A 13,662-nucleotide genomic window follows, 5' to 3' on the forward strand; every position below is an offset into this window, starting at 1 on the left:
CAGGGATGCCAGTACACCAGCAACGCTTTCCGGGCCTTCCTCGGCAAGAACCGCATCACACAGAGCATGAGCCGCAAGGGCAACTGCTGGGACAACGCAGTGGTAGAACGCTTCTTTCGAAGCCTGAAGACGGAGCGCGTGAGACTACGTCCATACCCTGACTATCTCACTGCAAAGTCCGATGTCACCGATTACATCGTGACGTTCTACAACCACGAGCGGCTACATTCGGCGGCCGGCAACATGCCGCCCGCCGAATATGAAGTAACCAGCAAGAAAAGAGGGAAAGCAGAAAAAGTGTCCAGGATTACTTGACCACTTCATGCCGCCCCGCACAGGGGCGACGTGTGAACAGCAAACACCGTAACGCGGATGCCCGCGAAAAGGCAAACACACCGAACGGCGACGCATGAAGCACGAGGGCAAAACGCGGATGCCAGCGCAAACGCCAAAACACCGAACGGCAACGCACGAAGCAAGAAGTCAAATCGCGGATGCCAGCGAAACCACTACCCCGGATGCGAGCACAAACCCCATCAGCGTCGCCCACAAAAAACCAACCCTTACCGGGTCCTCTCCGCGACAAACTCCTTCACCCGCTCCGCGTCATTCCCCAACACTTCAAACCGCTGCGGCAAATCCTCGATCCCACTGAACGCCGCCGGCCGCTCCGGCTCCCGCTCGAGCGCTTCGCGAATCGTCTCGCCGAACTTGATCGGCTGCGCCGTCTCCAGCACGATCATCGGAATGCCTGCCTGCAGATGCTCACGCGCAACCTTCACGCCATCCGCAGTATGCGTGTCGATCATCGTGTCGTATTGCTCGAACACATCGCGAATCGTATCGACGCGATCGTCGTGACTACTACGCCCGGAAACAAAACCAAACTCCTGCACACGCGCAAAATCACCGCTCGCCTGCAAATCGAATCCACCCTTCTCTTCGACATCGCGGAACAACTGCAACACACGCTTCGGATCACGCCCAAGCAGATCGAACACAAACCGCTCGAAGTTCGAAGCCTTCGAAATGTCCATGCTCGGGCTGCTCGTGTGATACGTCTCCGACGACTTGCGCACGCGATAAATCCCCGTACGGAAGAACTCGTCGAGCACATCGTTCTCATTGGTCGCGACCACGAGCTTTTCAACGGGCAAACCCATCATGCGCGCGATATGACCCGCGCACACATTGCCGAAGTTACCCGACGGCACCGTGAACGACACGCGCTCGTCGTTGCTCCTGGTCGCCGCGAAGTAGCCCTTGAAGTAATACACAACCTGCGCAACGACCCGCGCCCAGTTGATCGAATTGACGGTGCCGATCTTCTGCTGCGCCTTGAACGCGTGATCGTTCGATACGGCCTTCACGATATCCTGGCAATCGTCGAACACACCCTCGATCGCGATGTTGAAGATGTTCGGGTCTTGCAGCGAATACATCTGCGCCGTCTGGAACGCGCTCATCTTCTTATGCGGCGACAGCATGAACACGCGAATGCCCTTCTTGCCGCGCATCGCGTATTCGGCGGCGCTGCCCGTATCGCCCGAAGTCGCGCCGAGAATGTTGAGCGTCTGCCCGTGCTTCGCGAGCGTGTACTCGAACAGGTTGCCGAGCAGTTGCATCGCCATGTCCTTGAACGCGAGCGTCGGACCGTTCGACAGTTCGAGCAGCGACAGGGGCGTGCCGCCTTCGACGCCAAGCGTCTTCAGCGGCGTGATCTGCGCAGCGTTCTCCTCGTCGCGCACGTTGCAGTACACCTGCGCCGTGTAAGTGCGGCGCGTGAGCTCGCGCAGGTCTTCATCGGGAATGTCGTCGCTGAATTTGCGCAGGATTTCGAACGCGAGGTCCGCGTACGGCAACGCGCGCCAGCGCGCGAGTTCATCCGCCGAGACCTTCGGATATTCGTTCGGCAAATATAAACCGCCATCCTTCGCGAGACCGCCGAGCAGGATGTCGGAGAACGTATGGCGCTCGCCGATACCGGCGCCGCGCGTGGAAATGTAATTCATGAACTAGCCTCTTTACGTGTGTGCGGTGCGTCAGTTCAGCGCTTCCATGCGCAGCTTCGTCACCTTCGACACGACCGTCTTCAGCGCCTCGATGTTCGCGATCGCCGCGTTGACGTTCTTTTCGACCGTCTCGTGCGTAATCAGGATGATGTCCGTCTCGCCCTTCTTCGATACGTCCACCTGCTCCGATTCCTTCTGCAGCAGCGCGTCGATCGAGATACCCATGTCGGCCAGAATGCGCGTGATGTCGGCCAGCACGCCCGTCACGTCGGCGACACGCAAACGCAGGTAGTAGCCGCTCGTCACTTCGTCGATGGGCAGAATCGGCGTGCTCGACAGGCGGTCCGGCTGGAATGCCAGATGCGGCACGCGATGCTCCGGGTCAGCCGTATGCAGGCGCGTCACGTCGACCAGATCGGCGACCACGGCGGAAGCCGTCGGCTCCGCACCCGCGCCCTTGCCGTAGTACAACGTCGTGCCGACGGCGTCGCCATGCACGACCACGGCGTTCATCGCGCCTTCCACGTTGGCGAGCAGACGCTTGGCAGGGATCAGCGTGGGATGCACGCGCAGTTCGATGCCGTTGTCGGCGCGGCGCGCGATACCCAGCAGCTTGATGCGGTAGCCGAGTTCTTCCGCATACTTGATGTCGATCGCAGCGAGCTTGCTGATGCCTTCAACGTAGGCCTTGTCGAACTGTACGGGCACGCCGAACGCAATCGCGCTCATGATCGTCGCCTTGTGCGCGGCGTCGACGCCCTCGATGTCGAAAGTCGGGTCGGCTTCCGCATAGCCCAGTTCCTGCGCGGCCTTCAAGGCCGTCGCGAAGTCGAGGCCGCGGTCGCGCATCTCCGACAGAATGTAGTTCGTCGTGCCGTTGATGATGCCCGCGATGTACTGGATGCGGTTAGCCGTCAGGCCTTCGCGCAGCGCCTTGATGATCGGGATGCCGCCCGCGACGGCCGCCTCGAACGCGACCATCACGCCGTTGGCGCGCGCCGCTTCGAAAATTTCCGTGCCGTGTACGGCGAGCAGCGCCTTGTTGGCCGTCACGACATGCTTGCGGTTCTTGATCGCGCGCAGCACGAGTTCGCGCGCGATGCCCGTGCCGCCGATCATTTCAGCGACGATGTCGATAGTGGGATCGTCGACGACCGAACCGAAGTCGTCGGTAATCGCGACCGTGCCCGCTTCGCTGCCGAGCGCGGCTGTTGCCTTGGCGGGATTGCGCACGGCAATGCGCGCAATCTCGATGCCGCGGCCCGCGCGTCGGTTGATTTCTTCCTGGTTGCGGCGCAGTACCGTGAAGGTGCCGCTGCCTACCGTGCCGAAGCCCAGCAGTCCAACTTTGATCGGTTCCATGCAGCGTGTGTGTCGAGTGAGAGATTGGTAAATCGGTTCGGGCGCGGAGGGTCCGCGCTCAGGCCGCGTGGCGTTTGCGATAGCCGTCGAGGAAGCGCGCGATCCGGTGGATCGAATCGGCGAGATCGTCGACGTTCGGCAGGAACACGACGCGGAAGTGATCCGGCGTTTTCCAGTTGAAGCCGCTGCCCTGCACCAGCAGCACGCGCTCCTCCAGCAGCAAATCCAGAATGAACTGCTGGTCGTTTTCGATCGGGTAAAGCTTCGGGTCCAGACGCGGGAACATGTACAGGGCCGCCTCGGGCTTCACGCAGGTGACGCCGGGAATCGCCGTCAGCATGTCGTACGCGAGTTCGCGCTGCTTGTACAGCCGGCCTCCCGGCGCGATCAGTTCGTTGATGCTCTGGTAGCCGCCCAACGCCGTCTGGATCGCATACTGGCCGGGGACGTTCGGGCACAGGCGCATCGACGCCAGAATGCCGAGCCCTTCAAAATAATCTTTCGCGCGGCGGCGGTTTTCGCCCGTCAGCCCCGACACCCACATCCAGCCCGCGCGGTAGCCGCACGAACGGTAGCTCTTCGACAGGCTGTTGAAGGTGACCGTGAGCACGTCTTCGGACAACGACGCCATCGACGTATGGGTCTTGCCGTCATAGATGATCTTGTCGTAGACCTCGTCCGCGAAAATCACGAGGCCGTACTCGCGCGCAATTGCGATCAGGCCGAGCAGCAACTGGTCGGAGTACAGCGCGCCCGTCGGGTTGTTCGGGTTGATGACGACGAGCGCCTTCGTGTTCGGCGTGATCTTCGCGCGGATGTCGTCGAGGTCGGGCATCCATGCGTTCGACTCGTCGCAGATGTAGTGTACGGGCGTGCCGCCCGACAGGCTCACACCCGCCGTCCACAGCGGATAGTCAGGCGCGGGCAGCAGCACTTCGTCGCCGTCGTTCAAGAGCGCCTGCAATGCCATCACGATCAGTTCGGACGCGCCGTTGCCGATGTAGATGTCGTCCAGTTCGACGCCCACGACGCCCTTCTGCTGCGCGTAATGCATGATCGCCTTGCGCGCGGCGAATACGCCCTTCGAGTCCGAATAGCCCGACGACGTGGGCAGATTGCGAATCATGTCCTGGATGATTTCATCCGGCGCTTCGAAACCGAACGGCGCCAGATTGCCGATGTTCAGCTTGATGATGCGATGGCCCTCTTCTTCGAGGCGCTTCGCATGCTCGAGAACGGGCCCGCGAATGTCGTAGCAGACGTTCAACAGCTTGTTGGATTTAAGTATCGGTTTCACGACGGGCACTTCGTCCTGGGTAAATGAGCGGGACCACCGGGTGAGCGGGACCATGGAGCACTCGCCCCACGCAGCGGGCAAGCGATGAGACGGGATTGCGCGGCGGGCGGTCCCGGTCCGCGCGGCGCGGGCCGGACCGGCACCAGGCATGATACGGGACGTGGGCGGCGCGCGGCCGTCGGGAGGCCGGACAGGCGTTCGGGTAGCGCCTTTCGCCGACGCTTTCCGGGCAGCCCGCGGGCATCCGCGGAGCACCCTGCGATACACCCCACTGGCTGCGGCGGGCGCGGTCGCCAGCCTTGCGGGCGCGGCTTGTGGCAGCGCGCGAACCTGAAGGGAGCCGCCGGGCGGCTAAAAAGTTATAATTTAGCGGATTTTGACCGACTTCCGCAATGCACCACGCAAGGCTCTGCAAGCCTGGAGCACGCGGCGGCAAGCGCCCGCCCACGCGCGCGAGGCGCCGCAGCCGCCGTTCGCGCGGGTGCCCGGAGTCTCGACTGTCCCTGTGGCATTGAACCCGAGCTTGCGCATGCCGGTCGAACCGCGACTGCATGTCTAACGACGACCACGGAAAACCAGTTTGAAATTACACCAGGATTCAAGCGGCGCCCTGAACACCGTCACGGGCTACGGCGCCGGCTATGTCGACATCAATCTCGAACGTCATACGGGCAGCATCATCGTGATGCCGGAAAGCCCCGTCATCAGCTGGCCTGTGTCGTCGTTCGAGGCCCTTTCGCCCGAGCACTTCGCGCTGCTGATCGAGCCCGCGCCGGAAGTCGTCATCTTCGGCAGCGGCGAGCGCCTGCGCTTTCCGCATCCGCGCCTCACGGCTGCGCTCGCCGCCCACCGGATCGGCGTCGAGACGATGGACTTCAAGGCCGCTTGCCGAACCTACAACATCCTGATGGCGGAAGGCCGCAAGGTCGCCGCCGCGCTGCTGATCGAAGGCTGAACGCTGCGTCTGCGCCCGCGCTTCCAAAAAACGCCGCGGCGTTTTTGGATTGGCTGTCTTGCGGATCAAGTACACTGCGCGGCCCGGCGCCCGAAAGCGGGCGAAGGCAGGCGAAAGCGGGCCACGAAACACGCCACCAATCAGGTTGCATAAGGCTGCATAAGGTTGTGTTAAGGACCGCGCACGGACAATGCGCGCCGGCGGGCTGCGCAGCATCGGCTGCAGCGCAGCCGCGCCACGCCCTGCCCGCGCGCGCCCTGCGGCACGCCGGCAGCGGAATTCGCGCTGCGCGCCGCCCCAACGCGCCGCAGCAAAGATTCCGTCCGAACGGAATAAGAAAGAAGCCGCGACAGCGGCGCCGACAAAGGTTGAAAAACACATGAACGACAAGCCGTCCGGGCTGACGCTCAATCGCACGACGGTCCTGCTGCTCGTGCTTACGCTCGCCGTGATCTGGTTCGTGCCGCTCGGCTGGCGTCATCTGCTGCCGAGCGACGAAGGCCGCTACGCGGAAATGGCGCGCGAAATGTTCGTCACCGGCGACTGGATCACGCCGCGCTACAACGGCTACAAGTACTTCGAGAAGCCGCCGCTGCAAACCTGGCTGAACGCGCTGTCGTTCGCGTGGTTCGGCATCGGCGAATGGCAGGCGCGCCTCTACACCGCGCTGACGGGCTTCGCGGGCGTGCTGCTGATCGGTTATACCGGCGCGCGCGTGTTCAATGTCGCGACGGGCTTCTTCGCCGCGCTCGTGCTTGCTAGCGCGCCGTACTGGTATCTGATGGGCCATTTCAACACGCTCGACATGGGCCTGTCGTTCTGGATGGAAGTCACGCTGTGCGCGCTGCTGCTCGCGCAGCGCCCGGGGCTCGCCGCGCGCGAGCAGCGGCTGTGGATGTGGCTCGTGTGGGCGTCGATGGCGCTCGCGGTGCTGTCCAAGGGCCTCGTCGGGCTGATCCTGCCGGGCGCCGTGCTCGTGCTGTACACGGTGGTCGCGCGCGATTGGGCGCTCTGGAAGCGTCTGTATCTCGTGAGCGGGCTGATCGTGTTTTTCGCGGTCGTCACGCCGTGGTTCGTGCTCGTACAGGACCGCAACCCTGAATTCTTCAATTTCTTCTTCGTCGTCCAGCAGTTCAGGCGCTATCTGACGCCCGAGCAGAATCGCCCCGGCCCGCTCTGGTACTTCGTGCCCGTCATGCTGGTCGGCTTCCTGCCGTGGCTGTCGGTCACTTTTCAGAGCGCGCGCCACGCGCTGCGCATGCCGCGCCAGGCGAACGGCTTCGCGCCCGTCACGCTGCTGTTCGTGTGGACCGCGTTCATCTTCGTGTTCTTCAGCGCGTCACATTCGAAGCTGCTGTCGTACACGCTGCCCATCGCGCCCGCGATCGCGCTCGTGATCGGCATGTATCTGCCCCTCGTCACGCGCGAGCAGTTTCACCGGCATCTGACGGGCTACGCCCTGTTCCTCGTGGCGGGCGGCTTCGGCGCCGTGTTTCTCGGACGTCTTGGCGACCGGCGCAATCCGAATGCGCTGTACCTGGAATTCCGCACATGGGTGTTCGCGGCGCTCGCGATCGGGTTCGTGTTGACGCTCGTCGCGATCTGGATCAACCGGCGCAGGCGCAGCGCCGCGAGCGGCGCGCAGAACGGTCTGCCCGCTGGCGCCATGAACCCCACGCAGGGCACCGCAAGCGCGAACGCAACATCGACGGGCATCGTCGGTGCCGCGACGGCGTTCGGCATCGGCTGGGTGCTGCTCGCGACGATCGCCGGCACAGGCCACGACGCGTTCGGCCGGCTGTCGTCGGGCGCGCCGCTGGCGCCCGACGTCAAGGCGGCGCTCGCAAAGCTGCCCCCCGACACGCCGTTCTACTCGGTCGGCGTGCTCGATCACACGCTGCCTTTCTACATCGACCACACGATGATCATGGTCGAGCATGCGGACGAATTGGCATTCGGCGTGTCGGTTGAACCGCAAAAATGGGTGCCGACGGTCCCGCAATGGGTCGAGCGCTGGAAGGCCGACCGCTACGCGTTGGCGCTGATGTCGCCCGACCGTTACAAGGAATTCAGCGAACAGCACCTGCCGATGACCGTCGTCGCGCGCGATTCGCGCCGCGTGATCGTCGAAAAGCCGCTTCCCGCTGAAGCAGGCGCCGCTTCGCAAGGCGCCGCGCCGGCCGCGGCTTCAGAGGCACAGCCGCAGCAATGACCTCCTCCCTCACTCGAACTATCCTTCGATGAACCCGATTTCGCTTTTCTGCATCCTCGCTGGCGTCGCGCTGAACGCGACGGCCCAACTGCTTCTGAAGGCCGGCACGAATGCCGTCGGCCATTTCGACTTCACGATGGCCAACATCATTCCGATCGGTTGGCGTATCGCGACGCAGCCGCCCATCGTCGGCGGCCTCGCCTGCTATGTGCTGAGCGTGGTCGTGTGGATCGTCGGGCTGTCGCGTGTGGACGTGTCGATTGCCTATCCGATGCTGTCGCTCGGCTATGTTGTGAACGCGTTCGCCGCGTGGTATCTGTTCGGCGAGGTGTTGTCGGCGCAACGTCTGATCGGCATTGGCGTGATCCTGGTCGGCGTGGTGCTCGTCGCGCGTAGCTGACGGCACGGCCTGCCGGCGCGGTCCGGACATAGAAGAAACGCCCCTGGCAAGCACGCCGGCGTCTGCTAACGTATTCCAAATTGTTTCGAGCGCTGGACATTGGAGCGGAACTCGCACATTATCGCCGCCGCATTCCGGCACTGATCAGCGCAGCCGCAGCAAATTAAGCTTAATGAAAGCTAAATGCCGGGCTTCGTTAAGAAAAGCAGCCAGTGACCCTTTTAAATATCGAGCAAAACCATCCATGACCCAGTCATCCGTTCCGTTTTTGCCGTTCGTCCGTCCCGAGATCGATGAAGAAACGATCCGCGGTGTTGTCGACGTGCTCCGCTCCGGCTGGATCACGACGGGCCCGCAGAACCAGGCGTTCGAAAAGGCATTGTCGGAATACTGCGGCGGCCGCCCGGTGCGCACGTTCAACTCGGGCACGGCGACGCTGGAAATCGGTCTGCGCATCGCGGGCGTCGGTGCCGGCGACGAAGTCATCACGACGCCGGCGTCGTGGGTATCGACCAGCAACGTGATCCTGGAAGTGGGCGCGACGCCCGTGTTCGTCGATATCGACCCGGCCACGCGCAACATCGATCTGGATCTGATGGAAAAGGCGATCACGCCGCGCACCAAGGCGATCATTCCCGTGTTCCTGTCGGGCCTGCCCGTCGACATGGACCGCCTCTACGCAATCGCCCGCGCGCACAAGCTGCGCGTGATCGAAGACGCCGCGCAGGCGTTCGGCTCGACGTGGAACGGCGAGCGTATCGGCAAGCTCGGCGACATCGTGTCGTTCAGCTTCCACGCGAACAAGAACCTGACCTCGATCGAAGGCGGCGCGCTCGTGCTGAACAACGAGGAAGAAGCCGTCCTCGCGCAGAAATACCGGCTGCAGGGTATCGTGCGCACGGGGTTTGACGGCATGGATTGCGAATTGCTGGGTGGCAAGTACAACCTGACGGACGTCGCGGCGCGCGTTGGCCTCGGCCAGCTGCAGCATATCGAGCGCTTCAACGCGCAGCGCAGGAAGCTCGCGCACGCGTACTTCGATGGTTTCGAAGGCGGCGCGGCCGTGAAGCTCGGCATGGGCCTGCCGCTCGCGGACTTCGAAAACAGCAACTGGCACATGTTCCTCGTCACGCTGCCGCTCGCGCGCCTGTCGCTCAGCCGCGCAGGGTTCATGGAGCAGATGAAGGAACGCGGCATCGGCACGGGCACGCACTACCCGGCTATCCACCTGTTTTCGCTGTACCGCGCGATGGGCTACAAGGAGGGCATGTATCCGCATGCGGAGCACTATGGCGCGACCACGCTCACGCTGCCGCTCTTCACGCAGATGAATGAAAGCGACGTCGCGCGCGTGTGTCGCGCGGTCAACGAGATTTGCGAACAATACGGCCGATAATCTGGTCAATCAAGCGGTCAACCAAGCGGAAACCCAGCGGAAATGAATCAAACGGACCCACGCCCGGTCGCTCCCGAACTCTCGGTCATCATCCCCGTGTACAACGAGGAAGCGGGGCTCGGCGAGCTGTTCTCGCGCCTGTACCCGGCCCTCGACGCGCTCGGCACGGGCTACGAGGTGATCTTCATCAACGACGGCAGCCGCGACCGGTCGCCGGCGCTGCTCGCCGAGCAGTTCCGCGCCCGTCCCGACACCACGCGCGTGATCCTGCTGAACGGTAACTATGGGCAGCACATGGCGATTCTCGCGGGCTTCGAGCAGTCGCGCGGCCAGATCGTCGTCACGCTCGACGCCGACCTGCAGAATCCGCCGGAAGAAATCGGCAAGCTGTGCGCGAAGATGCGTGAAGGCTTCGATTACGTCGGCACGATCCGCATGCAGCGCCAGGACAGCCTGTGGCGACGCAAGGCGTCGCTGGTGATGAACCGCCTGCGCGAGCGCATCACGCGCATCAAGATGACCGACCAGGGCTGCATGCTGCGCGCGTACAGCCGCCATATCGTCGACACGATCAACCGCTGCGGCGAAATCAACACGTTCATCCCCGCGCTCGCCTACACCTTCGCGCAAAACCCCGTCGAGATCGACGTCGCGCACGAAGAGCGCTTCGCGGGCGAGTCGAAGTATTCGCTGTACAGCCTGATCCGCCTGAACTTCGACCTCGTGACGGGCTTTTCGGTCGTGCCGCTGCAATGGCTGTCGTTCATCGGCGTGATTCTTTCGATGGGCTCGGCCGCCCTGTTCGTGCTGCTGCTGATTCGCCGCTTCATCATCGGCGCGGAAGTGCAAGGCGTGTTCACGCTGTTCGCCATCACGTTCTTCATGCTCGGCGTGATCATCTTCGCGCTCGGGCTGCTTGGCGAATATATCGGCCGCATCTATCAGCAGGTGCGCGCGCGGCCGCGATATCTGGTGCAGACCATCCTCGAACAGCGCAACGGCGAGCCGGTTGCCGCGCAGCCGCGCCAGTCGGTCATCCCGGGCGTGCAGCCGGCGTCCGTCACCGGCGACGACCAGGGTCTCATCCGATGAAGCCGCGCGCCGTCGTTTTCGCGTATCACAACGTCGGCGTGCGCTGTCTGCAGGTGCTGCTCGCGCGCGGCGTCGACGTCGCGCTCGTCGTCACGCACGAAGACAGTCCCACGGAAAACATCTGGTTCGGCAGCGTCGCGTCGGTGGCGGCCGAGCACGGTATTCCCGTCGTCACGCCCGCCGATCCGAAGAGCCCCGAATTGCGCGCGCGCATCGTCGAGGCGCGGCCGGACTTCATCTTCTCGTTCTATTACCGGCACATGCTGCCCGTCGATCTGCTGGCTGTAGCGCCGCGCGGCGCGTACAACATGCATGGCTCGCTGCTGCCGAAGTATCGCGGCCGCGTGCCGACCAACTGGGCCGTGCTCAACGGCGAAACCGAGACGGGCGCGACGCTGCACGAGATGGCCGCGAAGCCGGATGCCGGCGCGATCATTGCGCAGACGCCCGTGCCCATCCTGCCCGACGACACAGCCGCGCAGGTGTTCGACAAGGTCACCGTGGCCGCCGAGCAAACACTGTGGCGCGTGTTGCCCGCGCTGCTCAAGGGCGAGGCGCCGCATCTGCCGAACGATCTCGCACACGGCAGCTACTTCGGCGGACGCAAGCCGGAAGACGGGCGCATCGACTTCAGCCAGAGCGGCCAGCAGGTCTACAACCTGATTCGCGCCGTCGCGCCGCCGTATCCGGGAGCGTTTACGGAAATCGACGAAGAACGTTTCGTCGTCGCGCGGGCGCGTCTGGCACCGCCCGGCGCGCCAGGCGGAGATTTGCCGCCCGGCATCCACGTAGGCGATAATGGCTTTTTTGCGACATGCGGCGACGGCCGCATCATCGTGATCCACGAATTGCGGCATCTGCGCGACGATCAGCACCAAAGAAGCGAACGCGTCGTCACCCCCGCCGAATTCACCCAGCTCACTCAATCTTCCCGTAACACATGAAAAAAGTCCTGATTCTGGGTGTGAACGGCTTCATCGGCCATCACCTGTCCAAGCGCATTCTCGAAACGACCGATTGGGAAGTGTTCGGCATGGACATGCAGACCGAACGCCTCGGCGATCTCGTCAACCACGAGCGCATGCATTTCTTCGAGGGTGACATCACGATCAACAAGGAGTGGGTCGAGTATCACGTCAAGAAGTGCGACGTGATCCTGCCGCTGGTCGCGATCGCTACGCCCGCTACGTACGTGAAGCAGCCGCTGCGCGTGTTCGAACTGGACTTCGAGGCGAACCTGCCCATCGTCCGTTCGGCCGTGAAGTACGGCAAGCATCTCGTCTTCCCGTCGACGTCGGAAGTCTATGGCATGTGCTCGGACGAGCAATTCGACCCGGACGAGTCCGCCCTCACCTATGGCCCGATCAACAAGCCGCGCTGGATCTACGCGTGCTCGAAGCAGTTGATGGACCGCGTGATCTGGGGCTACGGCATGGAAGGCCTGAACTTCACGCTGTTCCGTCCGTTCAACTGGATCGGCCCGGGCCTCGACTCGATCTACACGCCGAAGGAAGGTTCGTCGCGCGTGGTCACGCAGTTCCTCGGTCATATCGTGCGCGGCGAGAACATCAGCCTCGTCGACGGCGGCGCGCAGAAGCGCGCGTTCACGGATATCGACGACGGCATCAGCGCGCTGATGAAAATCATCGATAACAAGGACGGCGTCGCGACGGGCAAGATCTATAACATCGGCAACCCGACCAACAACTTCTCGGTGCGCGAGCTCGCGCACAAGATGCTGGCGCTCGCCGCCGAATTCCCCGAGTACGCGGAAACGGCGAAGAAAGTGCAACTGGTCGAGACGTCGTCGGGTGCTTACTACGGCGCAGGCTATCAGGACGTGCAGAACCGCGTGCCGAAGATCGACAACACGATGCAGGAACTCTCCTGGGCGCCGCATTCGACCTTCGACGAAGCGCTGCGCAAGATTTTCGAAGCGTACCGCGGCCATGTCGCCGAAGCACGCGCCCTCGTCGAACAACAGTAAGGGCTGCCGCGCTTGGCTCTGATCGTCCTGAAGATCGATGTCGATACGCTTCGCGGCACGCGTGAAGGCGTGCCGAATCTCGCGCGTATCTTCGACCGCTACAAGGCGCGCGCCACGTTCCTGTTCAGCCTTGGCCCGGACCACACCGGCTGGGCGATGCGGCGCGTGCTGCGGCCAGGCTTTCTGAAGAAGGTGTCGCGCACGTCGGTGGTCGAGCATTACGGCGTGAAGCAGCTGATGTACGGCGTGCTGCTGCCCGGCCCCGACATCGGCGCGCGCGCCCGCTCCGAAATGCGCGCGATCCACGAAGCCGGCTTCGAATGCGGCATTCACACGTGGGATCACGTGTACTGGCAGGACAACGTGCGTTCGCGTCCGCGCGACTGGACCGTCGCGCAGATGCAGAAGAGCCACGACCGCTTTGGCGAGATCTTCGGCATGCCGCCCGTCACGCACGGCGCGGCCGGCTGGCAGATGAACGGCCATGCGTTCGAGCAGATCGACGCGTGGGGCATGCAGTACGCGTCCGATGGACGCGGGCATACGCCGTACTTCCCCGTGGTGGGCGGCCGCACGCTGTCGCATGTGCAGATGCCGACCACGCTGCCTACGCTCGACGAAGTGCTGGGCATCGACGGCATCGACACGGACAACGTCGCCGCGTGGATGTTGAAGCGCACGGAAAACAATCCGCACGATCAGGTGTTCACGCTGCACGCGGAACTCGAGGGCCAGAAGCTTGCGCCCGTGTTCGAGCAACTGCTTGCCGGCTGGCGCGCTCAGGGCCACACGTTTGCCACGATGGGCGATTATCACGCCACGCTAGACCGTGACACACTGCCGTCGTACCCTGTGACGTGGGGCGAGATTCCGGGCCGTTCCGGCGAACTGATCGTTCAGCCCGACTAGCCGCACGGCGGCCGGGCATCATTCGACACGCGTTCGCCCA

At 63.4% G+C, this 13,662-nt stretch carries 12 protein-coding genes; 9 read left to right on the forward strand and 3 right to left on the reverse strand.

Features of this window, described 5'->3' with window-relative positions; all coding sequences use genetic code 11:
• Positions 1 to 315, forward strand: a 315-nt coding sequence (locus BLT65_RS44810; RefSeq protein ID WP_143036547.1) for an integrase core domain-containing protein, incomplete at its 5' end; no start/stop codon positions are given.
• Between the two features lie 248 nt (positions 316 to 563).
• Here BLT65_RS44810 and thrC read toward each other — a convergent pair.
• The 3 genes from thrC to BLT65_RS44825 are packed head-to-tail and all read right to left on the reverse strand — an operon-like array spanning position 564 to position 4,680.
• Positions 564 to 2,012: a threonine synthase gene (gene thrC, locus BLT65_RS44815; RefSeq protein WP_042310214.1), complete on the reverse strand. Its 1,449-nt coding sequence runs from the start codon at positions 2,010 to 2,012 to the stop codon at positions 564 to 566.
• 30 nt (positions 2,013 to 2,042) lie between these two features.
• A complete protein-coding gene (locus BLT65_RS44820) occupies positions 2,043 to 3,374 on the reverse strand; it encodes a homoserine dehydrogenase (RefSeq protein ID WP_091790506.1) in 1,332 nt (443 codons plus the stop codon).
• A gap of 58 nt (positions 3,375 to 3,432) precedes the next feature.
• A complete protein-coding gene (locus tag BLT65_RS44825; RefSeq protein WP_091790507.1) occupies positions 3,433 to 4,680 on the reverse strand; it encodes a pyridoxal phosphate-dependent aminotransferase in 1,248 nt (415 codons plus the stop codon).
• A 571-nt stretch (positions 4,681 to 5,251) separates the two neighbouring features.
• Between BLT65_RS44825 and BLT65_RS44830 the strand changes: the two genes are divergently transcribed.
• From BLT65_RS44830 to BLT65_RS44865, 8 genes are all read left to right on the forward strand, one after another.
• A complete protein-coding gene (locus BLT65_RS44830; protein ID WP_042310209.1) occupies positions 5,252 to 5,626 on the forward strand; it encodes an Mth938-like domain-containing protein in 375 nt (124 codons plus the stop codon).
• Between the two features lie 379 nt (positions 5,627 to 6,005).
• The gene (locus tag BLT65_RS44835; protein WP_091790519.1) at positions 6,006 to 7,838 is read left to right on the forward strand and encodes a glycosyltransferase family 39 protein; all 1,833 of its coding nucleotides are present in this window, start codon (positions 6,006 to 6,008) and stop codon (positions 7,836 to 7,838) included.
• A 28-nt stretch (positions 7,839 to 7,866) separates the two neighbouring features.
• Positions 7,867 to 8,238: an SMR family transporter gene (locus BLT65_RS44840; RefSeq protein WP_007586539.1), complete on the forward strand. Its 372-nt coding sequence runs from the start codon at positions 7,867 to 7,869 to the stop codon at positions 8,236 to 8,238.
• A gap of 244 nt (positions 8,239 to 8,482) precedes the next feature.
• Positions 8,483 to 9,634, forward strand: coding sequence for a DegT/DnrJ/EryC1/StrS family aminotransferase (locus BLT65_RS44845; RefSeq protein WP_091790508.1), 1,152 nt, complete (start codon positions 8,483 to 8,485; stop codon positions 9,632 to 9,634).
• A 42-nt stretch (positions 9,635 to 9,676) separates the two neighbouring features.
• Positions 9,677 to 10,726: a glycosyltransferase gene (locus BLT65_RS44850; RefSeq protein ID WP_091790509.1), complete on the forward strand. Its 1,050-nt coding sequence runs from the start codon at positions 9,677 to 9,679 to the stop codon at positions 10,724 to 10,726.
• Positions 10,723 to 11,670, forward strand: a complete 948-nt coding sequence (locus tag BLT65_RS44855) for a formyltransferase (protein WP_091790510.1) — start codon at positions 10,723 to 10,725, stop codon at positions 11,668 to 11,670. The genes BLT65_RS44850 and BLT65_RS44855 overlap by 4 nt, the downstream gene beginning before the upstream one ends.
• The gene (locus BLT65_RS44860; protein WP_052426929.1) at positions 11,667 to 12,713 is read left to right on the forward strand and encodes a bifunctional UDP-4-keto-pentose/UDP-xylose synthase; all 1,047 of its coding nucleotides are present in this window, start codon (positions 11,667 to 11,669) and stop codon (positions 12,711 to 12,713) included. Before BLT65_RS44855 ends, BLT65_RS44860 begins: the two co-directional genes overlap by 4 nt.
• Positions 12,714 to 12,725: 12 nt before the next feature.
• Complete coding sequence (locus tag BLT65_RS44865) at positions 12,726 to 13,622, forward strand: polysaccharide deacetylase family protein (protein WP_091790511.1); 897 nt, start codon at positions 12,726 to 12,728, stop codon at positions 13,620 to 13,622.
• The last annotated feature ends 40 nt before the right edge of the window (positions 13,623 to 13,662 follow it).

The organism is Paraburkholderia steynii, from assembly GCF_900100565.1.
Classification (GTDB): Bacteria; Pseudomonadota; Gammaproteobacteria; order Burkholderiales; family Burkholderiaceae; genus Paraburkholderia; species Paraburkholderia terrae.